This is a genomic window from Mucilaginibacter sp. (assembly GCF_041663085.1).
Taxonomy (GTDB): domain Bacteria; phylum Bacteroidota; class Bacteroidia; order Sphingobacteriales; family Sphingobacteriaceae; genus Mucilaginibacter.
The window spans coordinates 41,320-67,155 of sequence record NZ_JBAZRC010000004.1 but is presented as its reverse complement, the minus strand read 5'-3'; the positions used below and the strand labels follow the sequence as shown (position 1 = coordinate 67,155).

28 protein-coding genes and 1 tRNA gene are annotated in these 25,836 nt (G+C 40.9%); 11 read left to right on the top strand and 18 right to left on the bottom strand.

From position 1 onward, the window contains the following. Positions 1-65: 65 nt before the first annotated feature. The 6 genes from WC615_RS02725 to WC615_RS02700 form a co-directional block, all read right to left on the bottom strand. Positions 66-404, bottom strand: coding sequence for a hypothetical protein (locus tag WC615_RS02725; RefSeq protein ID WP_372976606.1), 339 nt, complete (start codon positions 402-404; stop codon positions 66-68). Between the two features lie 85 nt (positions 405-489). After that, positions 490-1,356, bottom strand: coding sequence for an aldose 1-epimerase family protein (locus WC615_RS02720; protein WP_372976605.1), 867 nt, complete (start codon positions 1,354-1,356; stop codon positions 490-492). 199 nt (positions 1,357-1,555) lie between these two features. Continuing rightward, positions 1,556-2,359, bottom strand: a complete 804-nt coding sequence (locus WC615_RS02715; RefSeq protein ID WP_372976604.1) for a 5'-nucleotidase, lipoprotein e(P4) family — start codon at positions 2,357-2,359, stop codon at positions 1,556-1,558. Positions 2,360-2,379: 20 nt separating this feature from the next. After that, positions 2,380-2,925 (bottom strand): peptide-methionine (S)-S-oxide reductase MsrA, encoded by a 546-nt coding sequence (msrA, locus tag WC615_RS02710; RefSeq protein ID WP_372976603.1) that lies wholly within the window; start codon positions 2,923-2,925, stop codon positions 2,380-2,382. A 71-nt stretch (positions 2,926-2,996) separates the two neighbouring features. Then, complete coding sequence (locus WC615_RS02705; protein WP_372976602.1) at positions 2,997-3,749, bottom strand: LytR/AlgR family response regulator transcription factor; 753 nt, start codon at positions 3,747-3,749, stop codon at positions 2,997-2,999. A gap of 5 nt (positions 3,750-3,754) precedes the next feature. Further along, a complete protein-coding gene (locus WC615_RS02700) occupies positions 3,755-4,828 on the bottom strand; it encodes a sensor histidine kinase (RefSeq protein WP_372976601.1) in 1,074 nt (357 codons plus the stop codon). Positions 4,829-5,123: 295 nt separating this feature from the next. On the opposite strand from WC615_RS02700, the gene WC615_RS02695 reads away from it, so the two are divergent. The 3 genes from WC615_RS02695 (at position 5,124) to WC615_RS02685 (ending at position 7,219) form a co-directional block, all read left to right on the top strand. Next, positions 5,124-5,504: a hypothetical protein gene (locus tag WC615_RS02695; protein WP_372976600.1), complete on the top strand. Its 381-nt coding sequence runs from the start codon at positions 5,124-5,126 to the stop codon at positions 5,502-5,504. Between the two features lie 504 nt (positions 5,505-6,008). Next, positions 6,009-6,503 (top strand): hypothetical protein, encoded by a 495-nt coding sequence (locus WC615_RS02690; RefSeq protein ID WP_372976599.1) that lies wholly within the window; start codon positions 6,009-6,011, stop codon positions 6,501-6,503. A 206-nt stretch (positions 6,504-6,709) separates the two neighbouring features. Further along, positions 6,710-7,219, top strand: a complete 510-nt coding sequence (locus WC615_RS02685) for a hypothetical protein (protein ID WP_372976598.1) — start codon at positions 6,710-6,712, stop codon at positions 7,217-7,219. Between the two features lie 57 nt (positions 7,220-7,276). Here WC615_RS02685 and bshC read toward each other — a convergent pair whose 3' ends face one another. From bshC to rpmB, 6 genes are all read right to left on the bottom strand, one after another. Beyond that, a complete protein-coding gene (gene bshC, locus WC615_RS02680) occupies positions 7,277-8,887 on the bottom strand; it encodes a bacillithiol biosynthesis cysteine-adding enzyme BshC (protein ID WP_372976597.1) in 1,611 nt (536 codons plus the stop codon). A 269-nt stretch (positions 8,888-9,156) separates the two neighbouring features. Further along, positions 9,157-10,491: a 30S ribosomal protein S12 methylthiotransferase RimO gene (gene rimO / locus WC615_RS02675; RefSeq protein ID WP_372976596.1), complete on the bottom strand. Its 1,335-nt coding sequence runs from the start codon at positions 10,489-10,491 to the stop codon at positions 9,157-9,159. A gap of 130 nt (positions 10,492-10,621) precedes the next feature. Continuing rightward, positions 10,622-11,584: a signal recognition particle-docking protein FtsY gene (gene ftsY / locus WC615_RS02670; protein WP_372976595.1), complete on the bottom strand. Its 963-nt coding sequence runs from the start codon at positions 11,582-11,584 to the stop codon at positions 10,622-10,624. A 173-nt stretch (positions 11,585-11,757) separates the two neighbouring features. Beyond that, entirely contained in the window at positions 11,758-11,919 is a 162-nt protein-coding gene (locus tag WC615_RS02665) for a DUF4295 domain-containing protein (protein WP_372976594.1), read from the bottom strand. Positions 11,920-11,994: 75 nt separating this feature from the next. Beyond that, positions 11,995-12,177: a 50S ribosomal protein L33 gene (gene rpmG / locus WC615_RS02660; protein WP_067063463.1), complete on the bottom strand. Its 183-nt coding sequence runs from the start codon at positions 12,175-12,177 to the stop codon at positions 11,995-11,997. A 76-nt stretch (positions 12,178-12,253) separates the two neighbouring features. Next, positions 12,254-12,487: a 50S ribosomal protein L28 gene (gene rpmB, locus WC615_RS02655; RefSeq protein ID WP_372976593.1), complete on the bottom strand. Its 234-nt coding sequence runs from the start codon at positions 12,485-12,487 to the stop codon at positions 12,254-12,256. Between the two features lie 266 nt (positions 12,488-12,753). Between rpmB and acs the strand changes: the two genes are divergently transcribed. The 5 genes from acs to lpxB all read left to right on the top strand — a co-directional run bounded on the left by acs (position 12,754) and on the right by lpxB (position 17,445). After that, entirely contained in the window at positions 12,754-14,688 is a 1,935-nt protein-coding gene (gene acs / locus WC615_RS02650) for an acetate--CoA ligase (RefSeq protein WP_372976615.1), read from the top strand. Positions 14,689-14,814: 126 nt separating this feature from the next. Next, positions 14,815-15,000 carry a CsbD family protein gene (locus WC615_RS02645; RefSeq protein ID WP_117394098.1) on the top strand — a complete coding sequence of 62 codons (186 nt, stop codon included), beginning with the start codon at positions 14,815-14,817 and terminating at the stop codon, positions 14,998-15,000. 300 nt (positions 15,001-15,300) lie between these two features. Beyond that, positions 15,301-16,077: a 5'/3'-nucleotidase SurE gene (gene surE, locus WC615_RS02640; protein ID WP_191173648.1), complete on the top strand. Its 777-nt coding sequence runs from the start codon at positions 15,301-15,303 to the stop codon at positions 16,075-16,077. Further along, the gene (locus WC615_RS02635) at positions 16,070-16,336 is read left to right on the top strand and encodes a hypothetical protein (RefSeq protein ID WP_372976592.1); all 267 of its coding nucleotides are present in this window, start codon (positions 16,070-16,072) and stop codon (positions 16,334-16,336) included. Before surE ends, WC615_RS02635 begins: the two co-directional genes overlap by 8 nt. Next, positions 16,333-17,445: a lipid-A-disaccharide synthase gene (gene lpxB, locus WC615_RS02630; RefSeq protein WP_372976591.1), complete on the top strand. Its 1,113-nt coding sequence runs from the start codon at positions 16,333-16,335 to the stop codon at positions 17,443-17,445. The genes WC615_RS02635 and lpxB overlap by 4 nt, the downstream gene beginning before the upstream one ends. A 70-nt stretch (positions 17,446-17,515) precedes the next feature. Here lpxB and WC615_RS02625 read toward each other — a convergent pair whose 3' ends face one another. Genes WC615_RS02625 through WC615_RS02615 form a run of 3 tightly spaced genes read right to left on the bottom strand, consistent with a single transcriptional unit; the run spans position 17,516 to position 18,073 of the window. Next, the gene (locus WC615_RS02625; RefSeq protein ID WP_372976590.1) at positions 17,516-17,677 is read right to left on the bottom strand and encodes a hypothetical protein; all 162 of its coding nucleotides are present in this window, start codon (positions 17,675-17,677) and stop codon (positions 17,516-17,518) included. Between the two features lie 45 nt (positions 17,678-17,722). Further along, positions 17,723-17,851, bottom strand: coding sequence for a hypothetical protein (locus WC615_RS02620; protein WP_262892082.1), 129 nt, complete (start codon positions 17,849-17,851; stop codon positions 17,723-17,725). Between the two features lie 27 nt (positions 17,852-17,878). Then, entirely contained in the window at positions 17,879-18,073 is a 195-nt protein-coding gene (locus tag WC615_RS02615) for a hypothetical protein (RefSeq protein WP_372976589.1), read from the bottom strand. Between the two features lie 420 nt (positions 18,074-18,493). On the opposite strand from WC615_RS02615, the gene WC615_RS02610 reads away from it, so the two are divergent. The 3 genes from WC615_RS02610 to WC615_RS02600 all read left to right on the top strand — a co-directional run bounded on the left by WC615_RS02610 (position 18,494) and on the right by WC615_RS02600 (position 23,736). Next, on the top strand, positions 18,494-19,369 hold the full coding sequence (locus WC615_RS02610; RefSeq protein WP_372976588.1) for an alpha/beta fold hydrolase: 876 nt from the start codon (positions 18,494-18,496) through the stop codon (positions 19,367-19,369). 674 nt (positions 19,370-20,043) lie between these two features. Further along, positions 20,044-23,094 carry an ATP-binding protein gene (locus WC615_RS02605; protein ID WP_372976587.1) on the top strand — a complete coding sequence of 1,017 codons (3,051 nt, stop codon included), beginning with the start codon at positions 20,044-20,046 and terminating at the stop codon, positions 23,092-23,094. A 303-nt stretch (positions 23,095-23,397) separates the two neighbouring features. Next, the gene (locus tag WC615_RS02600; RefSeq protein ID WP_372976586.1) at positions 23,398-23,736 is read left to right on the top strand and encodes a hypothetical protein; all 339 of its coding nucleotides are present in this window, start codon (positions 23,398-23,400) and stop codon (positions 23,734-23,736) included. A 4-nt stretch (positions 23,737-23,740) separates the two neighbouring features. Here WC615_RS02600 and WC615_RS02595 read toward each other — a convergent pair whose 3' ends face one another. From WC615_RS02595 to WC615_RS02585, 3 genes are all read right to left on the bottom strand, one after another. After that, positions 23,741-24,424: a hypothetical protein gene (locus WC615_RS02595; protein WP_372976585.1), complete on the bottom strand. Its 684-nt coding sequence runs from the start codon at positions 24,422-24,424 to the stop codon at positions 23,741-23,743. 517 nt (positions 24,425-24,941) lie between these two features. Further along, positions 24,942-25,469, bottom strand: coding sequence for a hypothetical protein (locus WC615_RS02590; RefSeq protein WP_372976584.1), 528 nt, complete (start codon positions 25,467-25,469; stop codon positions 24,942-24,944). Between the two features lie 114 nt (positions 25,470-25,583). Then, a tRNA-Ala gene (locus WC615_RS02585) sits at positions 25,584-25,657 on the bottom strand. Positions 25,658-25,836: the final 179 nt, after the last annotated feature.

Here is a 25,836-nt window from a genome sequence, read left to right as displayed (position 1 = left end):
TAAAACAACAAAGGGCACCATTTAGGCGCCCTTTGTTGTTTTATAAGTGTTTTTGTATTGCCTGATTACAGGATCAGGATCAATACTAAAATGATGATAATAATAGCACCGATTGAAAGGTAAACACCACCGCCACCCATGGCTTGTGCTTCGTGTTTAAGTTCTTTCAATTCTGATTTTAATTCTTTCTTTTCTGCTTTGTTTAACTGCGATTTATCCATCGCTTTGATCTCTTCAACACGGCTTTTTATTTCTTCAACACGAGCTTCTTTCTGCTCTTTGGTCATGTTGGCAGCAGCTTCTTTATAAGCATCTTTTTTATCATCAAAAGTTGCAGCATTACTGTTAAAGGCAGCTACAGTCAGTAGCATTGTCATGGCAATTAAATAAATTTTCTTTTTCATAGTGTAGATGTTATATGTGTAAGTATTTACTGATAAGTATAAAAGCAATTTAAATGTTTTAAAAAACTATAAAATAATCAGCAATTTAAATGCTTATGTAAAAAGATGCTTCAAAAACATGCCCAACAACTACCTTTTGTATGTCTTCTTTTGCTGTAATATCTTTTGGTTCACCGGCGCTGTCGGCGCAGCCCAGCCAAGGCTCAATGCATACAAAATCGGCACCGGGTTTGGCCCAAAGCCCCAGGTAATTAAAGTGAGGGAACTCTACCGATAAAGTTTGCTCATGCTTAGTGCTTTTAATGGTAACCATGCGCGACTGCAGGTTTTTAAAAACCATGGCATCATCCTTAAACAAATCGCGTGTTAAGGCAAGTTTTTTACCGGGTGTTGGTACGGGTACCGTTTCGCCACTAAACAAGCCGTCTTTATTTAACAGGTGCCTTTTTAGGCTTTCCTGGCTTTCAAACTCCAGGTAATAGTCTTCATAGTTTTCGCCGGTGTTGAAGGGGACATTAAAAGCCGGGTGTCCGCCTACCGAAAAGTACACCGGTTTTTTATCGCGGTTAATCACTTTATAGGTTACCCGCAATGCATTTTCTATAAGCGTGTACAACACCTGGAAATCAAACTTATAGGGGAACACTGCTAATGTTTTTTCGCAGTGGGGTAATGAAAAGCCCGCATGCGCATCATCGCTATCCAGCAAAATAAAATCCGATTGGCGTGCAAAGCCATGCCTGTTCATGGGGTAGCTTTTCCCGTCAACATGCAGCTCATTATTTAACAATCCGCCAACAATAGGGAACAGGTTTGGCGCGTGGTAGCCCCAAATGTTTGGGTCGGCCTGCCATAGTTGTTCAACGCCGGTTTCTTTGTTAAATAACGAAGTTAGCTGCGCGCCTTTGGCATCAATCTTAACTTTCAGAAATTCATTCTCAAGGATGGTCATGCTGTGTGATGGTTTTAAACGAGTATCAACAAACAAGTTTGTATCTGGTTTCTATTGTATAAAAATAGGAAAAGATATGAGGATTTAGTCGAACCCGTCATTGGGAGCGATAGCATGGCAATCTTCGATAGAAAAGTCGGCGATAAGCATGTCGAAGATTGCCGCGTCGCTATGCTCCTCGCAATGACATGGTTTTTAACTACTGCTTATCTACCTTAACTTTCGCCCTGATGATAGAATCCTTTTGGGCGCCGGTTTGCTTGTAGTTGTAATTGAACAATGCGCCTTCAAAATCTCCGTAGGATGGGTTCGGTATCACGATGTATTTACTGCCGAAATCTTTTTTCAATTGCTCGGTAACTGCCTGCCTGTTTTGCTCGGCGGGGTTGTTATCATACAGCATATTAAAATCGGGCAGGTTATCGCCGCATAGTAAAACAATGTTGTAGGTGCTTAATATTTGCTGGCGGCGGCTTTCTTTACTTGACAATTTTTGCCTTAACAGCAGATGGGCATTGTCGGTATTTGGCAGGCCGTAAAGTTGCAGGTTTTTTATCGTGCCTGCGCGTTCATCTTCATCGCGGTTAGTTACATAAAATACAGTCACTCCTTTTGATGCAGCATATTTAAAAAACGCGGGTGCACCGGGTACGGTATCGGCTACGGCTTTTGCAGTCCAGGCTTTCCAGGTTTCGGGGCTGAACTCCTGATTGTTGGCACCGCGCATGGCATCATAAGGGCTGTTATCTAAAAGGGTCTCATCAATATCGGTAACTACAGCCAACGGTTTGTTGCCGGGGTTTTTCAGCGCTTCATCCAAACGCCACTTAGCGGTGTTATATGCCTGGAAACACAAAGCTTTATATTCTGCCGACCGCTGTTGCCAAAGTGATGCCCAAACTTTACCATTATTGGCAATAGAAGCGGTTCCTGTTTTCTTTGGGGTAGAGCAGGCGGCCAATAATATAGCACCTGCCAGCAATGCAGTGAGTGATTTTTTCATTTATGCAAAGGTAAGCCGGGTTACAAAAGTTCCGGTTTTATTTTATCGGTAAATTCTTTGGCAAACTTATTTAATTTGGGCTGTATCACAAAGGCGCAATATGGTTTCATAGGGTTGTCATTGTAATAATTTTGATGATAACCCTCAGCCTTGTAAAACTCGCTAACGGAGATAACCTCTGTAACAATGGGTTTATCAAAAACCTTTTCGTCGGTCAATGTTTTGATCATTGCTTCGGCATGCTGCTTTTGCTGGTCGGTATGGTAAAATATGGCTGACCGATATTGTGTACCCACGTCATTCCCCTGGCGGTTAAGGGTGGTAGGGTTATGTGTTTTAAAGAAAACCAGCAGTAAGTCATCAAGCGATAACTCATCAACATCAAACTCAATTTGTATCGCTTCGGCATGGCCGGTATTGCCATTGCAAATTTCCATATAAGTAGGGTTTTTAGTATGCCCACCTGTATAGCCGGATGTTACCGATATAACACCTTTTAAAGACTGAAAAATAGCTTCGGTACACCAAAAGCAACCGTTGCCTAATGTTATTTTTTGAATATTCATTGTATGATAAACGAATGAAATATTACTTTGGTTTACAAGTATCTATAGGTAGAATAATTATGGCAGTTTAATCATATCCACTTACTCAAAAACTTGCCAAATTCTTCTTTATACTGATCGCCAACCGTGATGTTGATTTTGCCAATTTGCAAAGCGTTGCGGGTTATAGAGTTGATTTTATCGAGCGATACGATATAGGAGCGATGTACCCGCAAAAACCGCGTTGCAGGTAATTTTTCTTCAAGTACCTTCAGGCTGCCAAGGGTAAGGATGGCTTTTTCTGAATTCTGCAAAAATATCTTTACATAGTCCTTAAGGCTTTCCAGGTATAGAATATCGTTTAGCGCTATGCGCACCAGTTGGTACTCTACCTTAACAAATAAGTATTCGTCCTCTACCCGGCCGGTTGTAACCATGCTTTCGGCAACAGATGCGGCGTTTGATTTATGGAGCAGTTCGGCATAAGCCAGCGCCTTGTTGGAAGCGTGCAGAAACTCTTCGTAATTAAATGGTTTTAACAGATAGTCCAGGGCATCAACCCGGTAACCCTCTAACGCAAACTGGTTGTAAGCGGTGGTGAAAATAATACGGGGTTTATTAGGCCCGCGGCTATCCAATACCCGGGCAAGTTCAATGCCGTTTAGGTTGGGCATTTGTATATCCAGGAATATAAGGTCAACCTTGTGGTTTTGCAATCCACCCAAAGCCTCTACCGCGCTGCCATACCTGCCAACCAAATTCAGGAATGGCGTTTGCTCAATAAAAGCGCATATCAGCCCAAGGGCCAATGGCTCATCATCAACAGCTATGCAATTTATTGTCATTGAGGTTACAAGTTGATGGTTAAGTTTACAATATACGTATTTCCTTCGCCGCCATCATCTACTTTTAAAGTGTATCGGCCTTTGTAAAGCAGGTCTAACCTGCGGATAGTATTATTTAACCCGATGCCCTGGTTTTCTTCAATGTTGTTGCCATTGGCCTTAAATACCTCGTTTTTTACAATCAGGCTTATTTTGTTATCATCCTGCTCAATAATAACATCAATTGTGCTTGGCAGGGTATCGCTTACGCCATGTTTAAAGGCGTTCTCTACAAAGGTTAAGAACAGCATCGGCGCTACTGCAAAATCTTTTAAGGGTTGTGGAGTGATGAAGTTAACCGTCACTTTTTCTGTTAGCCGCAGTTGCATCAGGCTGATATAATCTTTTATAAAAGCTATTTCCTGGCTTAACAGGGCGGTGCTGTTTTGGGTATCGTAAAGCACATAACGCATCATACGCGATAACTGGTGTATTGCAGTGCGAGATGTTTCTGCGTTGACCACCGTAAGCGCGTAGATGTTATTGAGTGTATTAAAAAAGAAATGCGGATTTATCTGCGCTTTTAAAAAAGATAATTCAGAGCTTATCTTTTCCTGCTCCATTTCCTGGTTGCGCTGCCTGTCTTTTTGCCAGATCTGGGTGGTAGTTATACTGGTGCTGATACCTAATACCAATGCAGATATAGCCAGGGTAAGGATATCATAACCCTTTTTGTTTTCCAGGTGTTTTAATGAGTTTTTCTTTTTCATAAACGCCTCTACAAAAAGGCGCGGAAGTTCAAGGTATTTATCAAACCAACTCATAAACGCCATGATAACGGCTATCACTAATGCGATCAGTAAAAAATAAATACGGCTGCGGTTTTTTAATAAAAATTCGGGGACAAAATAATAGGCATTGAGATAGTAGGCTGCTATTAATATGATAAAAAATAGATTCTGCTTTATCCAAAATTGGTAAGGTACATCAATACCCCATCCAAGGGGTTGGTTAAACAATAGCACCGTGCCAAGCACTACCCATATAAGGGTTTGGATAAGGATATTAACCAGTGTGCTTTTAGATCTAAGAAATGTCATTCCCTTGGGTTTATAATTAACAGGATATCACAATATTACAAATGATATGGCCATAATGCCAATTATAATCTACAGGGGCGTAAAGTTTACCGACGGGCGGGCATTTTTATCAGTTAAAACTGCTTTTTAAAAGCGGGCTGTTACAAAAAATGGCTTTTGCCTAATGAGAACAGCCTCCTGTCTATTTGTATCAGGCGCCGGTCTATCGCGTTTTTTTAGTTGCGTAAACCGCTGTTTCTTTGGGTATTGAAAGTTGATAACAAAATTTAAAAACATAATTAAAAAAGAAAACATCATGAAAAAGTCATTCACATTAGCAGCATTATTATTAGTATTAAGCACAGGTTTATTCGCAGCAACACCAACAAAAAAACCTGGCAATGATGACGTAAACAAAGCAATTGTTGTACAGGCCATGCGCAATGCGTTAGGTTTTGGCGTTAGCATACAAAATGTAAGCACTTCAAAAGCATCGGTAACTATTACCGATAAAAACAACAATGTTATATTATTTGATAAATTGGCCAAAGGTAAATCGGTTGAAAAAGCCTACAACTTATCTGAACTTGAAAGCGGCGACTACCAGTTGGTCGTAAACGCCGATAACAACCAGGTTACCAAAAAACTGCATGTGTACGAAGAGTACGGCAATAAAGCTTATATCTTTTTACAATAATACAAACCCGGTATAAAAAAATGCCCCTTTATAAACAGGGGCATTTTTTGTTTTAAATTTTAACGGTTAAAAACGGGCCTTCGTCTATGTTCTTGCGGCGGCTATCTATTACGTTTTTATATAGGCAGATAAAAATATTTATTTGTGTACCCGATATATTTGAGGGCAAATTTTCACAAAAAGGCACAGGGGTTTTTTAATTGAGATTTAGTTGACCTCTGTGCTCTTTGTGTTATTTAAGCGCCACTTCTCATTGCTGCAAGCATATATAATCCGCTGTTTTATAGTTAACATCCTACTAAATGTGTTGCTAACTATCGTGAATTTTACAAAAAATAAACTTTCCACAAACAAATTAGCTATAATTGGGTTATGCCATACACTGCTTGTTAGCTAATACGTTAAGTAATTAGTTTCGGCGCCGGCCTGCACCTGGTATTGCATGGCCCGACAAAAAATTCAAACAACAAACAAATACATCTATACATTAATCTTTTACAAATTATGAAAATTATTAAAGCGCTACTTTTATTAACTATAGTTTTTAGTGTTAGTTCATGCATTAAAGATGATAATAACCCTACAAGAATATACGCAATTACAGCTAATGTTGACGGTGCAGCTACCTCTTTTAATACTAATGTTACCAGCACTACCGGCACCACAAGTGGCGGTGTATTAACTACTATAAAGGGTAATGCATCAGACGGAAGCACCTTATCTATAACCATAAAAGGTGATATTGTTCAAGGTAAAACTTATTCAGCTTCAACAGTTGGCGCTACGCAAACACCAATTATCTCGTATTTATTAGGTAGTGATACTTATTTAAATAATGATGCCGGTGCAAACCTGGTAAGTGTTACCATCACAGAGGCCTCAGATACTTTGGTTGAAGGAACCTTTAAAGGCGACCTTGCTACAGTAGCAACGGGCGATGCTACAGTTAAAAATAAAGCAATAACCAACGGTATATTTACTGCCAAAGTAGTAAAATAGTTATTACAGCAATTATCTGTATAGAAAGTGCCCCGGTTTGCCGGGGCATTTTTATGCTGTTACCTGGCAAAAACCATTATCAATAATATGTTATGGTTTAATATTTTCACTCACTGTTAAATTAATTGCTTAATTTGAGTATTTTCGCGAGGTTTTAAGAATAAGCAAATCAATAAATTACACACTATAATAAACATTTACACATCATGAGATCAATTAAAGCTTTAATGCTTTTAACAATTGCATTTACTGTTATTGCATTCAGTTCATGCAAAAAAGACAACAACGAAGACACATTAGCCACAAGCACCATAACTGTTGATATTGACGGTACAGCTACTGTATTTACTACCAATACCGTTGCGCTTAAAGGCGAATTAAACGGAAGAGAGTTTACCAGCGTGCAAGGAACCGATAAAAGTGGCAATACCGTTTCATTAACCATTAATGGAAGTGTAATAGCCGGAAAAACCTATCTATCAAACGCGACTGAAATTGAGAACAAATCGAACTTTTTGTTTACAACAGCAAACGATGTAGATATTTATTCTAATGATGACGCTTCTGTTCAATCTATCACGGTAACAAGTGTATCAGCAAATCGTATTGAAGGTACTTTTACAGGCATTGTTAACACATCTTTATTTGGTAACGGAGCTGTTAAGGTTAAATCGTTTACCAATGGCAAGTTTAAAGTTGCTATAATTAGTAAATAATATACTTAAGCCTAAAACAAGAAAGCCCCGCTATTAGCGGGGCTTTCTTAGTTAATACTATTCTGTTAATACCGTAAACTTAAAATCAAGCGGTTCAAAGTTGCGGATAAGTTCGTCTATAAAAAGCTGACCCCATTTTACATAGCTCAGGCCAAAATTCTCTGAACGCTCCTGCAGGCTGTTGTTTGGGAAAATATCTGCCTTGATATGTTCTATCTGTTCCAGGCGGGTATGGTAATTGCGTTTCTCGGCTTTTACAAGTTTCTTTTGCAGGTTATCAATAGCATGTTTAAGGCGTGCCTGTACCGCCGCTGCCGATGGCTCAAGCGTACTATCTATTTTATGGGCGCGTAGTTTTATTTTTTCAAAGGCACGTTCCAGTTCGCGCCATTCGTCGGCAAGGGAAAGGTCGTGGTTGCTGTGCTTTTTTACCCAGTTGTTTTTAATCTCGTCGGCGCTTTTAAAGATCTCGGCAGGGGCAAGCTCCATGCTTTTTATCTTTGCCGCGGTTTCCTTACGGATAACCAGGCCCGAGTTGCGCAGTATCAGTATCGGGAAATCTACCTTATAGAAATCGAAATTTGATTTAAGCTCCAGCCAGTAAACCACCTCGGCACCACCGCCTACGTAGGCAATGTTTGGCAGTATACATTCCTGGTACAGCGGGCGCATCACCACGTTAGGGCTAAATCTTTCGGGAGCGGTTTTTATCTCCTGTTTTAACTCAGCCTCAGTAAAGCTGATGTCGGTATTCATAACACTGTAGCGGTCGTTCTCAAAAACAAGGCGTTCGCGCAGGTTGTCCTTCAGATAAAAGAAGTTTATCTCGCGTGGGTTTACCTGGATGTGTACACCCAGCTTTTGCAGTTTTTCGTTTGCAGCGGTAATATTTTTAAAGCTGTTTTGCTGGATGATATCCTGCTCCATAATAGGGGCGAAGGATTCTTTGAGACGATGGTCGTCGGCATCGATAATAACCAGCCCATAGCGGCCAAAAAGGGCATTCACAAGGTAGCGGGTAGCATCGGCAAGCTTATCAAACTTGGTGTAGGCGGTTTCAACCATTTCACCCAGATCGCTCGAGTGCCCGTCTATGCCCAGTACGCCTTTATACTGGTTAATGGCCTGGCGCATGGTATCCGGGTTGATACGGCCGGTAGCGCCTGATGCCTCGTACCACCAGTGTACTTTTTTACCGCCAATGTTGGTGTAGTTTATCTCGGCAAAATCATGATCCTCAGATGCCATCCAGTAAACCGGGATGAAATTCTTATCGGGATGTGCCTCTTTTAGCTGGCGGGTAAGTTTTATGGCCGTTACTATCTTGTAAATAAAGTACAGTGGACCGGTAAATATATTAAGCTGATGGCCTGTAGTTACGGTGTAAGTATCGGGTTCCCGTAATAACTGGATGCGCTTGCGGATAAAATCGGCAGATTCCAGTTCGGGTTCGCCTTTTTGGGAGTTGCCAAAATACTGATCCGTTAACACCTGTGCTAACAGATCGCGGTTGGCAATAACTTTTTTATGGTCGAATAACTCTGCAAAACCTTTAAGGGTGGGGCGGTGGCTGTAAAATGACCTTAACTCCGGAACATTCTCCAGGTAATCAATAACCGTTTGGGAAAAATATCCCGTGTCTTTATAGTCAATACAGGCTGCGTCCATTGTTTCAATTTAATATCAGAATATCAGATGCCTGGCGCTTAGTTTACTCACCCGGTCGTTGCTGCGCTCGACCACCCTCTCTTCGCTGCGCGGAAAGAGGGATTTACCTTCTCTTTACCCTCTTTGCGAAGCAGAGAGGGTCGACCAGCGTAGCGCAGCCGGGGTGAGTTAATTGCCGGATATGCATTTAGCTATACCTGCATCAAATCCTGAATGTCGAAATTAGATTTTAATATCTTAATAGCAACACACCGCTGGTAAAAAGGGTTTTATTTTACAATTTGTCCATAAAGATCAAAGTCTTCGGCGGTGTTAATTTTAACGTTAACAAAAGTGCCTATGGCTGCATAATCTATGGCTGCGTCAATTAAAACCTCGTTATCAACTTCCGGCGAATCATATTCGGTACGGCCAACAAAGTAGCCGCCGTCTTTTTTGTCTATCAGTACTTTATAAGTGTTGCCTATTTTTTCCTGGTTTTTATCGAACGAGATGCCCTGCTGAATTTCCATAATGGCATCAGCGCGTTCCTGTTTCACTTCTTCAGGTACATCGTCAACCAAAGAGTGGGCGTGTGTTTTTTCCTCGTGCGAGTAAGTAAAGCAGCCCAGGCGGTCGAATTTGGTATCCTCAACCCATTGTGCCATCTCTTCAAAATCCTGCTGGGTTTCGCCGGGGTAGCCGGTTATCAGCGTGGTACGCATGGCAATGTTAGGCACACGATCGCGGATCTCGTTCACCACATCAATAGTTTTTTGTTTGGTCAACCCGCGGCGCATCGATTTCAGCATGTTATCAGTAATATGCTGTAATGGCATATCCAAATACTTGCAGATGTTATCACGCTCGTTCATCACATCCAGTATCTCCATCGGGAAGCCGGAAGGGTAGGCGTACTGCAGCCTGATCCATTCTACGCCGTTCACATCGCTTAAGCGGCGCAACAGCTCGTCAAGGTTACGTTTACCATACAGGTCGAGGCCATAGTAGGTAAGGTCCTGCGCAATCAGGATCAATTCTTTTGTGCCGTTTTTAACAAGGCTTTCGGCATTCTTTACCAGTTGCTCCATTGGTGTACTTACGTGCTTGCCACGCATCAGCGGGATAGCGCAAAAAGAACATGGGCGGTTACAGCCTTCGGCAATTTTAAAGTACGCAAAGTGCGATGGGGTAGTAAGCAAACGCTCACCAATCAGTTCGTGGCGGTAATCGGCACCGATATTTTGCAGTATATTTTGCAGGTCGTTTGTACCGAAGTATGCATCAACGTTTGTGATCTCGGCTTCCAGCTCGGGTTTGTAGCGTTCGCTTAAGCAGCCGGTTACAATTACTTTACCAACCTTACCCTGTTCTTTAAGCTCGCTGTATTGAAGGATGGTATCGATAGACTCCTGTTTGGCATTGTCGATAAACCCACAGGTATTTATCACGATGATATCATCACTGCGCATTTTATCAGATTCATGAACCACATCATAAGCGCTGCCTTTAAGCTGGCCCATCAGTACCTCACTATCGTAAATATTTTTTGAACAGCCTAAGGTAACCACGTTTACACGGGGTTTCTTTATCATGGCTGGTTTACTTATTGTTTTTGTCCTCATTACTCTTTCTCCGCGTCGTCATTGCGAGGTACGAAGCAATCTCTAAACTATGCATATCGGATATGCTTATCTGGAGATTGCTTCGTACCTCGCAATGACGCATTTTTATTGCTGCTTGCGCTGTATTATCTTATTTAAAAAGGCTGTTTACAAAGTCGTTTCTATCAAACAACTGTAAATGTTCCATGCCTTCGCCAACGCCTATGTATTTTACAGGTATTTTAAACTGATCTGATATACCTATCACCACACCACCCTTGGCTGTTCCATCAAGCTTGGTTAAAGCCAGGGCATTAACGGCGGTAGCTTCGGTAAACTGTTTGCATTGCTCAATGGCGTTTTGCCCGGTTGATGCATCCAACACCAGTAGTATCTCATGCGGTGCGCCGGGTACAACCTTTTGCATCACATTTTTTATTTTGGTAAGCTCGTTCATCAGTCCTACCTTATTATGTAAACGGCCTGCGGTATCAATAATTGCCACATCATCACCATTGGCAACGGCCGATCGCAGGGTATCATAGGCCACAGATGCCGGGTCGCTGCCCATTGGCTGCGCCACAACCTTTACATCAACACGTTTGCCCCAAAGCTGTAACTGATCAACCGCCGCTGCACGGAAGGTATCGGCAGCGCCTAATACTACCTTGTTACCGGCTTGTTTTAGTTTGTGGGCCAGTTTGCCTATAGTAGTGGTTTTACCCACGCCATTTACGCCAACAACCATTATTACGTAGGGTTTATGATCGCCGTACTCAAAGTTTTGAAAATCGTTACTGTTGTTTTCGGCAAGCAGCTTTTGTATCTCATCCTTTAAAAGGTTGTTAAGCTCGGATGTATTTACGTATTTATCTTTGGCAACGCGTGCCTGTATACGCTCAATTATTTTAAGTGTGGTGCTTACGCCAACGTCAGATGTTACCAGTACTTCTTCCAGGTCATCCAGCACATCATCATCAACGGTACTTTTACCGGCAATTACTTTGGTTATTTTGGAGAAGAAATTATCCTTGGTTTTTTCCAGGCCGGTGTCAAGCGCCTGCTGTTCCTGCTGTGTGGTTTCCTTTTTCTTGAAAAAATCAAATAGTCCCATAGGTCAGATGTGCAGATTTTAAATGTGCAGATATGCAAATTAACAATTCTAACCGGGATGTTTGGATATTATGACAGGCCTGTTTGCTTATCATGTTATCGGTACATCCGCCAGTAACAAAAAAAGCCCTCTCGTTATCAACAAGACGGCTTTTATATTTTTATCGAAAGTTATTACAGTTTACCTGCAATAGCATCTTTAATGAAATCGTTTGCAACGATTTGCTCTTTGAATGAGTAAGCACCAGTACGTGGCGATTTATTCATTGTTATTACTTTCGAAAAATCTTTTCCTTTACCCGCTACTTTCAGGGTTGCAACTACTTTCTTTGCCATGTTGTTATGTTTTAATAAGTTGTGCTTACAATTACAGGGTAATTAATAACCTGCATCTACAGCATCAAGCTTAAATTATTTAATCTCTTTATGTACAGTTACTTTACGTAAAACCGGGTTGAATTTTTTCATTTCCAGTCTTTCGGTAGTGTTCTTTTTGTTTTTGGTGGTAATATAACGAGACATACCCGGCATGCCGCTAGTTTTATGCTCTGTGCATTCTAAAATTACCTGAACCCTGTTGCCTTTCTTAGCCATTTTCTTTTATGTTTTGAGTTGCCTGCCAATCGTTAAGATATCACATCTTTACCGTAGCCCCAACAATCTATTAATATTAAATAGAGCCTTTTTTTACAAACTTGTTAATACAAGCTGTTATACCATTTTTGGTAATAGTTTTAATTGCTGAAGTAGATACTTTTAGAGTGATCCATTTATCTTCTTCAGGGATATAAAACCTTTTAAGTTTTAAGTTTGGATAAAACTTGCGTTTAGTTTTAACGTTTGAGTTAGAAACGTTAAAGCCATTCATGTAGCCTTTTCCTGTTAAATCACAAATTCTTGACATGACAAATATTTTTTAATTCTCGTTCTTCTCCTAAAAAGAGTTTGCAAATATCAGCTTTTTAAGTGAAATATACAACGGTGTTTTTAAAATATTTCAAAAATCTTTAATAAGGCACATGGCATGGTATTTCACATCCGTTTTTATAGCCTGATTATAAACTTTTTACTTTATTAGCTAACTCGATTTAGTAAATAAAGCAATGCGAAGAATATAGCTTTTTAAATTTTTTTAAAAAGCTATACTTTTCATACGTAGATAACACAAAAATTACTAATTTACGCCACCATTTATATACTGCCATGCAAGTAAAATCATTTGAAGAATACCAGCAGGTGTACCGCAAAAGCGTTGAACAGCCTGAACAATTTTGGGAAGACATAGCCAATAATTTTTTATGGAAAAAAAAGTGGGACAAGGTTTTAGACTGGAACTTTAAAGAACCCAAGATAGAGTGGTTTAAAGGTGCCAAACTAAATATTACCGAAAACTGCCTTGACCGACATTTAGAAAAAAATGGCGATACCCCCGCAATTATCTGGGAGCCAAATGATCCGCATGAGGATCACCGTATATTAACGTACCAGCAATTGCACGATAAGGTGTGCCAGTTTGCCAACGTGCTAAAAAACAATGGCGCCAAAAAAGGGGATCGTATTTGTATTTACATGCCTATGGTGCCCGAGCTGGCCATTGCTGTTTTGGCCTGCGCGCGTATCGGCGCTATCCACTCGGTAGTGTTTGGCGGTTTTTCGGCGCAATCAATTGCCGATAGGATAAAAGATGCGGAATGTAACATCGTGATAACTGCCGATGGTAGTTTCCGCGGTACAAAAGAAGTTCCGCTTAAGTCAATTATTGATGATGCACTGGTGCAATGCCCCTCTATACAAAGGGTTATTGTACTTACCCGCAGCCATACCCCTGTATCTATGATAAAAGGGCGCGATGTATGGTGGGAAGATGAGATCAAGAAAGTAGAGACCCAGCGCAATATGGAATGCCCCGCCGAAGAGATGGACGCGGAGGATATGCTGTTTATCCTGTACACATCAGGTTCTACTGGCAAGCCAAAAGGTGTGGTACATACCTGCGGTGGCTATATGGTTTATACCGGTTACACGTTTAGCAATGCTTTCCAATACCAACCGGGCGAAGTTTATTTTTGTACAGCTGATATCGGCTGGATTACCGGGCACTCGTATATCGCTTACGGGCCGCTTACACAGGGGGCAACTTCAGTAATGTTCGAGGGCATCCCTACCTGGCCAAATGCAGGCCGCTTATGGGATATTGTAGAAAAATACAAGGTTAACATATTATATACTGCTCCAACAGCCATCCGTTCGCTAATGAGCTTTGGTGATGATGTGGTAAAAGGAAAAGATTTCAGTTCGTTAACCAAACTGGGCTCGGTAGGCGAACCGCTTAACGAGGAAGCCTGGCACTGGTTTGATGAAAAGATAGGTAAAGGTAACTGCCCTATTGTTGATACCTGGTGGCAAACCGAAACCGGGGGCTTCATGATATCGCCTATTGCCAACGTAACCCCTTTAAAGCCGGGTTATGCTACCTTGCCATTGCCGGGCGTGCAGCCTGTATTGGTTGATGAGAACGGCAAAGAGATAGCAGGTAACGGCGTAAGCGGAAACCTTTGTATTAAGTTCCCCTGGCCGGGCATGCTGCGCACTACCTATGGCGACCATGAGCGCTGCCGCACCACCTATTTCGCTACTTACCCCAACCTGTATTTTACGGGCGATGGTTGCTTACGCGATGAGGATGGTTACTACCGCATCACGGGTCGTGTTGATGACGTGTTGAATGTATCAGGCCACCGTATTGGCACTGCCGAGGTAGAGAATGCCATAAACATGCACAGCAGCGTGGTAGAAAGCGCCGTAGTAGGTTACCCGCACGATATTAAGGGACAGGGTGTTTACGCCTTTGTGGTTTGCCCTAACCTGCACGACGACTCAGAGCTTACCAAAAAAGATATCATGATGACGGTATCACGTATTATTGGTGCCATCGCCAGGCCGGATAAGATCCAGTTTGTGAGCGGCCTGCCAAAAACACGATCAGGTAAAATTATGCGCAGGATATTAAGGAAAATAGCCGAAGGTGATACCGGCAATTTGGGAGATACCTCCACCTTGCTTGATCCGGCTATAGTTGAAGAGATAAAAGCGGGAGCACTTTAAAAGAATCAAGAGGCAAAATTAGGTTGTCAAAGTCGTACCATTCCGGCTCTTGTTTCCTGACTTTAATAAAAACCAAATAAGGTCTTATTCGTTCTTTCTTTACATCTAAATAAGGAGAAACAAACCATGGATAAGTTAGAATTAAAAGGTGGCTGGAACGAGCTGAAAGGGAAAATAAAACAGGCATACGGTGATTTGACCGACGATGACCTGGCCTGGGAAGAAGGTAAGGACGATGAAACACTTGGCCGCCTTCAACAAAAAACGGGTAAAACCCGCGAAGGCCTTATAGACTGGCTTAAAAGCTTGTAGTAATCACAGATTAATTTCTGTTGCCTAAATAAAAGGCCTCTCAACAATTGTAGGGAGGCCTTTTATTTTAATACTTGTCGTCCTGAGCGAGAGCGAAGGGCCTGTTGGTTAACTGTGCATTTGCCTAAATGTATGCCGGCGAATAGATGCTGCATTCCTTTAGTTCTGTATTACACAAAAGCAATTCTTTGTGCCCTCTGTGAAAACGCTGTGCCCTTTGTGGTAGAAATCAAAATATGCTCAACTAAAAGCCGAACATCACATCAATAGTTAAATAAAATTTATAGCTATTTTTGCCCCATGTCAAAATCTCAACAACCCACTATACTTGTAGTAAACGATGATGGTATAACCGCGCCGGGTATAAAAGCCCTGATGCATACCATGAAAGAACTGGGCAGGGTAGTGGTTGTAGCGCCAGATAGTCCGCAATCCGGTATGGGGCATGCCATCACCATTGGTAAACCCCTGCGACTTGACGAGGTGGACATTTACGAAGGTATTGAAATGTACCGCTGCAGCGGCACCCCGGTAGATTGTGTTAAGCTGGCCGTAACCAAAGTTTTCGGGGGTAAAAAGCCGGATCTGTGTGTATCTGGCATTAACCACGGGTTGAATAATTCGATCAATGTACTATACTCAGGCACCATGTCGGCCGCGGTTGAGGGCGCTATAGAGAGCATTCCATCTATCGGGTTCTCACTGGATGATTACACAATGGAGGCTGATTTTGAGCCCAGCCAAAAATTTGTGAAAGAGATAGCGCAGCAGGTTCTTGCAAACGGGTTGCCTGTTGGCACAGTGCTGAACGTGAACTTCCCGGCAGGGGATAAAATAAAAGGCATTAAAATTTGCCGCCAGGCCAACGCCAAATGGGCCGAGGAATTTGATATGCGGTATGACCCGTACAAACGCCCTTACTACTGGCTTACCGGCGTGTTCCAAAATAATGACCATGGCGAAGATACCGACGTTTGGGCGCTTGAGCATAACTACGCATCGGTAGTGCCGGTACAGTTTGATATGACCGCCCACCACGCTATCCCTGTTTTAAATACCTGGACCTTTAATGTTTAAAAAGAACAATCTTTTCCTTGGGATACTCTACGGTTTTATACCGCCGGTTTTAGCATGGTTTATATTTGCCGTATTGCTAAAAAACGACGCCATTATGATGGATAAACCCGCTGCGCCTTACCTTATTGCCATCCTGCTAAATTTTGTAATGTTACGGTTTTCAGCAAGGGCGCATCTCGATAAAACATCAAACGGGATAATGATAGCTACATTTGCGTGTACCCTATTGATATTTGTACTTAAAATATACGCAAGATGAAGTATTACCTGGTAGCCGGCGAGGCCTCGGGCGATTTGCACGGGGCAAACCTGATGAAGGCTTTAAAAGAGCTGGACGGCCAGGCTGACTTCCGTTTTTTTGGCGGCGACCTGATGCAGGCCGAAGGTGGTACATTGGTTAAACACTACGCAGATATGGCCTTTATGGGTTTTGTAGAGGTAGTGATAAACCTGAACACCATCCTCAAAAACTTAAAAAAATGCAAGCAGGATATTGTAGCCTACCAGCCCGATGTTTTGGTATTGATAGATTTCCCCGGGTTTAACTTAAAGATAGCCGAGTTTGCCAAAGCGCAGGGTTTGCTGGTTTGCTATTACATCTCCCCCAAAGTTTGGGCCTGGAACCAAAAACGTGTCCTGAAAATTAAACGCATTGTTGACCATCTGTTCTGCATCCTGCCCTTCGAGGTTGATTTTTACAAAAGCTGGGGCATGGAGATAGATTATGTAGGCAACCCACTGCTGGATGCTGTAGATGCGTTTAAACCAAACCCCAATTTTATTGCAGATAACGACCTTACCGGTAAAAAGATAGTAGCCCTGCTGCCCGGTAGCCGTAAGCAGGAGATAAGCCGTTTACTGCCCCAAATGCTGGGCGCTGTCAATAAATTCCCGCATCACCAGTTTGTGGTGGCAGGCGCGCCATCGTTTAATAAGGATTATTACCATCAATACCTGGGCGGCAAAACAATCCCCGTAATATTTAACGCCACCTATGATATACTGGCCAATGCCGAAGCCGCGGTTGTTGCATCGGGCACGGCAACACTGGAGACGGCCCTGTTTAATGTGCCGCAGGTGGTGGTTTATAAGGGCAACACGCTAACTATAGCTATTGCCCGTATGCTGGTGAAGCTGAAGTTTATATCGCTGGTAAACCTGATAATGGATAGCGCGGTGGTGAAAGAGTTGATACAGGAAGATTGTACCACGCTCAACATCACCAAAGAATTAAATAACCTGCTGCACAATACCCACTACCGCGAAACCATGCTGGCGGGGTATGATATGCTTGACGAAAGGATGGGCACGCCGGGCGCTTCGGCTAAAACGGCTAAGCTCATTGTAAAATATGCTTCAAAACAATAAGGCCCTGCTAAAATAGCCGGGCCTTACTTGTCTCAAAAGGATGTTTAAATAGATGTAGATATATGATTGATCAGGCAGCCGACAACTGTTGTTGCACAGTAGCCTGTTTGTTGCTTGGTAAAAACTGGTTGCGTTCTCTGAAAGCCTTAAGGTCTTCCATTAATAAATTCTTCAGTTCGTTATCAAAACGGGTAACTAATTTACTTGTTGCAGGTTGTTTATAAGCTTTCATAGGTAGATGTGTTTAGTGTTGTAAGTTTTTTTTAGCTTTTTATAACTAAGCAGCGTTTAAACGGCTTGTGTTTTTCGATTTAATGTTCTTCAGGTCGCTCATTAGTATATTCATCAATTCTTTGTCGAAACGGTTAACTAATTTGCTGGTAGCTGGTTTTTGGTAAGTTTTCATAATCAAATATTTTTAAGTTTTTTAGTTTTACTGTTGTTTGTTGTCTTCTTCGTTGTTCTCGTTTTCCTGGTTCTCGCTAAGGTTATCATGCCGGCGTTTTGCCTCTTTGTACTGCCTTGCCACTTGTTCCTTATCCCGTTCGTCGGATGTCTTTTCGGGCGCTTGCGGGTTTTCCCACTCTTTCTCTTCGCCCGGGTTTTCTGTTGTTTCGTCGATTACCATTTTAACTCCGTTTGATAAGTAGTATTCCAAACTAATGCCAAACTTTGGCCGGTGCTCAAAAAAAATGACATCCGGCACGCCGAAATTTTACATTAAAACTAAAAAGCGCTGTAAAAGAGCTATTTATATATCTTTACTAAAAAAGTTACTGTAGGAAAAAATGTATAAAAAAACAGTACAGCCTGTTGTAAAGAATAGTCAACAGGTGTTTTAAAGCCGAAAAAAGTGTTCGTTTTCAGACAGGAATTGTTCTGTTTTGTGCGGTGAGGCATTACAAAACTCACCCCCTTGAGAGGGGGTAGGGGTGTGTTAAAGTTTAAACGGCGCAAATCCCCCCTTAAGTAGTCGTTTTTGCACCGCATCAAATATTTAAATCCATCCCATCTTTGTAATGTCAACAAACTAAACTAAAACAACATCATGAAAAATCTATTCAAAAGCATTAATCCCCTAAAAGCAATATTGGTCATTGCAATCGCAGTGTTTACAGCAACCTCATTGCAAGCGCAACAACTTAAACCCGCTGCCAGTGGCTACGCGCCGGTTAATGGCCTAAAGGTTTATTACGAAGTGTATGGCGATGGCAAACCCCTTGTTTTACTGCACGGCGCTTTCATGACCATTGAGGGCAACTGGGGCCAGCTGATCCCCGAACTATCAAAAACCAGGAAGGTAATTGCCATTGAAATGCAGGACCACGGGCACACACCCTATGCAGACAGGAAACTGGACATTGCTACCCTGGCCAGTGATGTGGATGGCGTAATGAACTATTTAAAGGTTGATAGTGCCGATGTTGCAGGCTATAGCATGGGCGGCTCCGTGGCTTACCAATTAACACTGCAACACCCTAAACGGGTAAAAAAACTGGTCATCATTTCTTCTACCTATAAAAGTACCGGCTGGGTGCCCGCAATAGCAGGCGCGTTTAAAAATATGAAACCCGAAATGTTTGCCAATAGCCCCATGAAAACCGCGTATGATGCCGTAGCACCCGACAAAACAAAATGGACAAAGTTTATAGACCAGATGCTTGTTTTTATGGCTACGCCATTTGATATGGGCGACAGCAATATCGCCAAAATTACTTCGCCGGTACTTATTATAGCCGGCGACAATGACGGCCTGGATAAAGTTGAGCTGGCAAAAACCTACCAGTTACTGGGTGGTGGCGTATCTGCAGATATGGCACCGATGCCAAAATCGCAACTGGCCGTTGTGCCTGCGCAGAGCCATGTTGGCTTAATGATGCAAACCCAAACCCTTTTAACCTACCTGAATGGTTTTTTAAAGTAGTAAGTTAATGAGTTTGAAAAGCAAAGGCGGTGGTGCTATCATAGGGTAGCCCCGCTTGTACCCTGTCCCGATGCAGATAGGGATGCAAGCCGCTGATAGAAGCGGGCTTTCCGTGCAATCGGGTTTAGGTGGGGGAGGGTAGTTCATAAAACCACGATGTCATTCCGAACGAGGTACGAGGAGGAATCTTGTACGAGCAGTAAGTGAATATGCTAAATGGATACAAAGTTCAGAACTTGCTTCCGGCCATAGCACACGCGGCACGCGTGCGCCAGCGAGGGGAGTGCATAAAACCCCGGTGTCATTCCGAACGAGGTACGAGGAGGAATCTTGTACGAGCAGTAAGTGATGAATATGCTAAATGAATACAAAGTTCAGAAACTTGCTTCCGGCCATAGCACACGCGGCACGCGTGCGCCAGCGAGGGAGGAAAGTGCTTTTTAAACCCCGGTGTCATTTCGAACGAGGTACGAGGAGAAATCTTGTACGAGCAGTAAGTGAATATGCTAAATGGATGCAAAGTTCAGAAACTTGCTTCCGGCCATAGCACACGCGGCACGCGTGCGCTAGCGAGGGTAGATTCTAATTAGAATAGTTAATATTTAAGATTCGCATATTTTGATAAATGTTCTAATTTTTAGTTATTTTTATATCTCCATTATTAAAACCTTATCATGATATCTGATCTTACTACAGCAGCAGAACAATCTGCAGAAAAAGCTGAAAGTCTTAAAGCTTTCAGTGGACTTAAACTTTTGCATGTCAAAAAACAAGTCGAACTAATTTTAGCACAAATCGGCCGAAACGGAATTTTTGATGAGTATACTAAACATGACATAAGTCATATTGATAGTATGCTCATTTCTCTCGACGAAATCATTCCAGAAAACACAAAGAAGTTAATGACGCCAGCCGATTGGATGATGATAACTCTTGCAATATACTTTCATGATTTAGGAATGCTTGTTACAAAAGATGAATTTGCAAAAAGAAATTATAGCGGGTTTGTGGAATTTTATCAGTCAATTAGGGATGGGATTTTAGGTTCAGATTTCAGAGACAAAGTTCAAAATATCGAACCTCAAGGTGAACGTGAAAGATTTATTTACCAAGAATTTGTTCGTCGTACTCATGCAGAAAGGATTAAATTTTGGATACTTGATGAATATGATCTTAAGTTCCCTGATCAACCAGTAATTGTTAAAGAGATTAAGAAATTAATTGAAAATATAGATCCACTATTTAGGAGAGACTTAGCTATAGTTTGTGAAAGTCATCATTTGTCGGATTTAGAAGATTTAGCTAAATATAAACCGGATCAACAATACGGACCTTCAAAAAATGAAGTTGTTAATGTACAATATGCTGCACTTTTACTTAGAACAGCTGATTTGCTGCATATTACATCTGATAGAACTCCTTCTATTGAATACAGCTTAATAAATCCCACTGATCCTATTAGTCAAGAAGAATGGGCAAAGCAAGCTTCGGTGAAAGCTGTGCGACCTCAGAATAAAAAAAACAAAGAAGGAAATATTGATTCCAGTTTAGCTAAAGATACTTTTGAAATAATTGCATTATTTGAGGAAGAAAGCGGTTTTTTTGGTTTAATAGCTTATTTAAATTATGCTGATAAACAGTTAAAAGAAAATTTCAGGTTAAATGAAATTGCCAAAAAAAGCTTTGATACCAAATTTGAATATCCTTGGAAAAATATTGATAACTCGCAGATTGAAACTAAAGACTTTGATAAGCGTCAGTTCGAATTTATCTTAGACCAAAATAGAATATTAGACTTGCTTATCGGGCACACACTATACAATGATCCGTCGGTAGTCTTAAGAGAACTGACTCAAAATGCAATTGATGCTTCAAAATTGATGAAGTATGAAGACGAACAAGATAATATAATTGGATATGAACCTGAAATTACGATTGAGTGGAACGAAAATTCTCGTGAACTTTCATTTATTGATAATGGTACAGGAATGACTTTGGATATTATCCAAAATCATTTATTAAAGGTTGGATCTTCTAGGTATCAAGACGAAAATTTTAAAAAACAATATCCGGATTTTTCGTCAATTAGCCGGTTTGGTATCGGATTATTAACATGTTTTTTAATAGCCGATGATATAGACATTATTACAAATGTGAAAGACCAAGATAAAGGCATTCTTCTTAAAATTAAAAAAGTTCACGGAAAATATTTACTTAAATACTTAAATAATGACAAACTTCCTATATCTATTAAAAAGCATGGGACTATTGTCAAATTGTTTGTTAGGTCTGATGTAGATTTAAATGAGATCGAATCTGAATTAAAAAAGTGGATACTAATCCCCAATTGTAAATTGACTTTACAGAACAATGGAGTAGTTAAGCAAATTGGCAGCAATAGTTTAACAAATCTACTGAAGTCGCATTTGGAACAAACTGGAATTAACGTTGATAACAAGGAGATTAAGATAAATGAAGTCGAAGTTGAAGGGGTTAGAATGGCTTATGCTTTAAGATTTGTTGAGCATTGGCAAGAATGGGTTTTTTTAGAATACCAAGAATCTCGTAATAAACTAGAAAGTCCTGTTGGTATTTGTATAGAAGGTATTCGAGTAGATTTTAATACTCCAGGGTTTATTGGTAGGAATTTTTATGCAGTAGTTGATGCCTCGGGAAAGAACGCACCGAAAACTAATGTTGCGAGGTCAAATATTGAAGTTACGCCAGAAAAACAACAATTATTGCAAAGAATATATCAGCTATATTTCGCACATATAACAAATCAACTACAGAGTTTAAGGCAAGCGGGATTTTCTATAACCTGGGCGGCTAGTGAAGCAAATTGGATTTTAAATTCGCTTTCCGGGCCAGGTCGAAGATCTAAGGAAACACAAATAGAAGATGTATCATCTTTCGAAATGTCATTATCTACTGTTAAATGTATATTGATTGAACAAAGTGAAAAACGCGACGTAATAAGCATTGAAGATTTAAAGGCAATTGATCATTTTTGGACTATTGATTGTGCATCCTATACATCAGCAGATTCATTATTAAAAGAAATTAAATCTTCAAATACTTCCGCATTATCACTATTAAATAATATTTTTGATGTTGCTGATTCCAATACTAAGCACATTGATAATCTTCTTTGTAACTTCAATTCAAATAGCGTTATAGATAAGATTATATCAGAAAATTTCCAAGTCAGTTCCATAAAAATAATTCCCGAACAAAGGCGACTAGATTTAAAATGGTCTTTAGCTAAATCAAAAGTTTGGGAAGAAATCAAAGTGGACCCAGATGAACATTCATATTCAAACTTAACTAAATGTTACTTGCAGCTTGAAGGGATTGATATGGATGAATCAATAACTCAAACAGCCATACATTCAAAAAACGTATTATTTATCTTACTTAATTCAGAATTAAATAAATTTTTAGTTAAAGTTGTTAACGATCTATCTGGTAAAACAGTAGAGGATGCCTATGCTTTATCAAAAATTATTGGGTTAATAAATAATTTGTTTCATTATAAAAATATTGAAATGATAAACCTCGAAGAATACTTTGAAAATAGATTAATGGGTACTGGTAATAAAAGAGATATAAGTGAATTAGTATGGAAGAGAATCAATAAAAGTGAACTTATTTCAGCTATAACTAACACAAGTTTTATCAAGTATGATACAACAATTTGGCATCGAAGGGATTTATTTTTGTAACAGATAATAAACGCTCGTATTATACTATCAAAGCGTTTATTATGTAAGTTACCTCGGGTAAAAGTTTCTTATTTCAAACTAAAATACTTACGCACATTAACCTTGAGAACAGGAATGCTGCGTGTGCTTAAGATTAATTCTATCAATCCGGATGTTGTAACTAATTCCCATGCTGGCGCACGCGTGCCGGGTGTGCTCAAAGATTAATCCCCTTGTAATTTATCCGCATCCCCTGCGTCTTTACCTCCCATACCTTTATCCAAATGAAAAACCTAAAACCTGTTTTCCTAACCCTTTAGCCTGTTGGTTATACTGGCTACTAATGCCAAAGCAACCTGGTCCATTATTGTGGTAGACCCAAAAACCAAGGAGATAGGCATTGCGGGGGCATCATGCACGTACAACTGTGGGCATTGTGCCGGGCAAGGGCGCCATTGTGGCACAGACCATGAGCAATACTGCGGCGATAAACGCTGCGGCGACCAAAAGGCATTGAGCGCGTTCCTCACCGTAGCCAAGCCATCTTATGACCCTGAAAAGCCATATATTAACCTGATTGGCAATCAAAGCGGCGAGGATATAAACCCCACCAAAGTTTTAAGAATGAAGTTTGATGCCTGGAAAAGAGAGCAGAAAAAGTAAGCCTTTAAGTAGCCTGGAGATAAATTACCGCTTCGCAATTAGTTAAGGTAAGTGACGCGCCGTTACCATCTACAGGATAAAGTTTGCAGTTAACATTGAGTTTTACTTTAATTCTTTCGGCGATGCCCGGTTCTGCGGGTATTACCATGGTTGAAACTACAGTGAACGTACTACCGGTTTGGTCGCCAACGGTATTATATATAACATTATTTTTATCTGTGTAAGCAACGTATACGTCTTTAACATCTGCAATAAGGCTGACATTGGGGGCATAGGCCCACGTACCGGTTGTTATAAAACTTTTTAAAAGCAACCGGGCCTGATCAAAGGTGGTAGCGTGCAATGTTTTAAAATAGAACATAACAGCCGGATAATTAACCATAAATACTTTACTGTTAACTATGCCGCCACCATACCCGGCAATCAGGTTATCAGGCCCATACTCGCTTGGTTGGGAGATACCCGACCCCCAATCTCCGCTATCGTTAACAGGCCAGGCGAGGTCGGTGCCGTTTAATTTACCTTTAAAATAATATTCTGCAGAGCCTACCGAACCGCCGTTATCTGTACCTCCCGGTACTGCTCCACCTGGCTTAACATCATGATTATAGTCGACAGGATCTAACTTACAGGCTGAAAAAAAAGTTGCCAGCAACAGGATAAAAACAAGGGAGGTTAGGTTTTTCATTATCCGAAAATAATAATATCCTGTGATTATTTTTTCTTTTTATTTAAGTGTTAAAATATTAATCACCGTTAATGCTTAACCCTGTTCCGCGGTTGTCAAAGTTTATAATACTAAGCTTTCAGCCTCAAAAAGCTTGTTCCATTTCTGTCCCATTTGGGAAAATATGGAACAGGCTTTAATTTGTATTTAACTATAAATCAGCTGGTTGATAAATGACGGAAGTTTCCGTTCCTGGCTGGTTGCACAACACAAAAAGGCGAACCAGGGGCGAAAAAAGGCGAATTAAGCCGTTTTTTTCCGGCGACCGTTTTTGTCTCATTCCCTAAAAAATGGAACAAAAACAGGTTTTCTTAAAGTCTTGTAAATGTGCTATTAATTCAAATATGGTGAAGTATTGGTTGAGCTACTGACAAAATCTTGTCAGTGTTAATAAGTTGATAATCAATGTGTTCCGTTTGTCCCGTTTGTCCCGTTTCAAAAATGGAACAGAACGGGAAATGGGTCCTGCAATAACAAGTTAACGCCTGGTGTTTATCTGCGCCTTTACCTGTTGGGCTATCTCAATTTTTTCGCTGTCCTTTAATACGCCCAATGCTATTAAGGGCAGCATACCCGACGGCAAGGTGAGGTATAATTGCCCGCCCGTCCAAAAGTTTTTTTTGTAGGTAAAGTCGATGATCTGGCTGTAGGGCGTAAAGGCCAAAGGGCCGCTGTCTATCATGATCTTGGTATACCGCGAGCCCTTGGGTATCAGGCGGTAGTAAAAGCCCTTATCGTCGAGCCTGGCCCGCTCTACGCCGGTTGCGTTTTTGATATAGTAATAGCCGCCAATAATAAGCCCGGCTTTAAAAACCAGCATAATTATAGACATGAAAAATTCAACCACACCCTCAAAACTGATCAGGATAAACTGGATATTATACCATAGAGACCGGTGAATATCAATAAACCCGAATGTAAAGGCCAGGCCCACCAGCATAAGTATCACCCCAACGGCGATAGAGCGTGTTTGCGGCAGGTAATAACTTTTGGCTTGGGGAATCATACGATAAGGTTAAATGTGATACTACACATAACCACTATAAAATGCGAAGGTTTTAGCCTGGAGGTGTTAGATAAATAAAAAGGCCTTACGAAGTTCGTAAGGCCTTTTACCGGGTGGAGAATATCGGAGTCGAACCGATGACCTCTTGCATGCCATGCAAGCGCTCTAGCCAGCTGAGCTAATCCCCCGTATGTTGGGATGGCAAAAGTAGCAATTTTTGTGAAATGCCAAATGCTTGTTTTAAATTTTATATTATTCGTATTAAAAAATCTTGTAAAAAAGTAAAGCCCCTGATGGGCAGGGGCCTTTACTAACCAATTATAAACCTAAATTATGAGAAGACTATTTTGTTATTTTTAATAGTGTA

Coding starts and splice junctions, on each gene's coding strand:
- WC615_RS02715 (WP_372976604.1), bottom strand. CDS start 2,359: ATGAAAAAATCACTCACTGCATTGCTGGCAGGTGCTATATTATTGGCC.
- rpmB (WP_372976593.1), bottom strand. CDS start 12,487: ATGTCAAGAATTTGTGATTTAACAGGAAAAGGCTACATGAATGGCTTT.
- bshC (WP_372976597.1), bottom strand. CDS start 8,887: ATGGACGCAGCCTGTATTGACTATAAAGACACGGGATATTTTTCCCAA.
- WC615_RS02695 (WP_372976600.1), top strand. CDS start 5,124: ATGAAAAAGTCATTCACATTAGCAGCATTATTATTAGTATTAAGCACA.
- surE (WP_191173648.1), top strand. CDS start 15,301: ATGTCAAAATCTCAACAACCCACTATACTTGTAGTAAACGATGATGGT.
- rimO (WP_372976596.1), bottom strand. CDS start 10,491: ATGAGGACAAAAACAATAAGTAAACCAGCCATGATAAAGAAACCCCGT.
- lpxB (WP_372976591.1), top strand. CDS start 16,333: ATGAAGTATTACCTGGTAGCCGGCGAGGCCTCGGGCGATTTGCACGGG.
- msrA (WP_372976603.1), bottom strand. CDS start 2,925: ATGAATATTCAAAAAATAACATTAGGCAACGGTTGCTTTTGGTGTACC.
- WC615_RS02620 (WP_262892082.1), bottom strand. CDS start 17,851: ATGAAAACTTACCAAAAACCAGCTACCAGCAAATTAGTTAACCGTTTC.
- WC615_RS02645 (WP_117394098.1), top strand. CDS start 14,815: ATGGATAAGTTAGAATTAAAAGGTGGCTGGAACGAGCTGAAAGGGAAA.
- WC615_RS02720 (WP_372976605.1), bottom strand. CDS start 1,356: ATGACCATCCTTGAGAATGAATTTCTGAAAGTTAAGATTGATGCCAAA.
- WC615_RS02725 (WP_372976606.1), bottom strand. CDS start 404: ATGAAAAAGAAAATTTATTTAATTGCCATGACAATGCTACTGACTGTA.
- WC615_RS02615 (WP_372976589.1), bottom strand. CDS start 18,073: ATGGTAATCGACGAAACAACAGAAAACCCGGGCGAAGAGAAAGAGTGG.
- WC615_RS02700 (WP_372976601.1), bottom strand. CDS start 4,828: ATGACATTTCTTAGATCTAAAAGCACACTGGTTAATATCCTTATCCAA.
- rpmG (WP_067063463.1), bottom strand. CDS start 12,177: ATGGCTAAGAAAGGCAACAGGGTTCAGGTAATTTTAGAATGCACAGAG.
- WC615_RS02635 (WP_372976592.1), top strand. CDS start 16,070: ATGTTTAAAAAGAACAATCTTTTCCTTGGGATACTCTACGGTTTTATA.
- WC615_RS02665 (WP_372976594.1), bottom strand. CDS start 11,919: ATGGCAAAGAAAGTAGTTGCAACCCTGAAAGTAGCGGGTAAAGGAAAA.
- WC615_RS02705 (WP_372976602.1), bottom strand. CDS start 3,749: ATGACAATAAATTGCATAGCTGTTGATGATGAGCCATTGGCCCTTGGG.
- WC615_RS02690 (WP_372976599.1), top strand. CDS start 6,009: ATGAAAATTATTAAAGCGCTACTTTTATTAACTATAGTTTTTAGTGTT.
- WC615_RS02685 (WP_372976598.1), top strand. CDS start 6,710: ATGAGATCAATTAAAGCTTTAATGCTTTTAACAATTGCATTTACTGTT.
- WC615_RS02605 (WP_372976587.1), top strand. CDS start 20,044: ATGATATCTGATCTTACTACAGCAGCAGAACAATCTGCAGAAAAAGCT.
- WC615_RS02590 (WP_372976584.1), bottom strand. CDS start 25,469: ATGATTCCCCAAGCCAAAAGTTATTACCTGCCGCAAACACGCTCTATC.
- WC615_RS02610 (WP_372976588.1), top strand. CDS start 18,494: ATGAAAAATCTATTCAAAAGCATTAATCCCCTAAAAGCAATATTGGTC.
- WC615_RS02595 (WP_372976585.1), bottom strand. CDS start 24,424: ATGAAAAACCTAACCTCCCTTGTTTTTATCCTGTTGCTGGCAACTTTT.
- ftsY (WP_372976595.1), bottom strand. CDS start 11,584: ATGGGACTATTTGATTTTTTCAAGAAAAAGGAAACCACACAGCAGGAA.
- WC615_RS02625 (WP_372976590.1), bottom strand. CDS start 17,677: ATGAAAGCTTATAAACAACCTGCAACAAGTAAATTAGTTACCCGTTTT.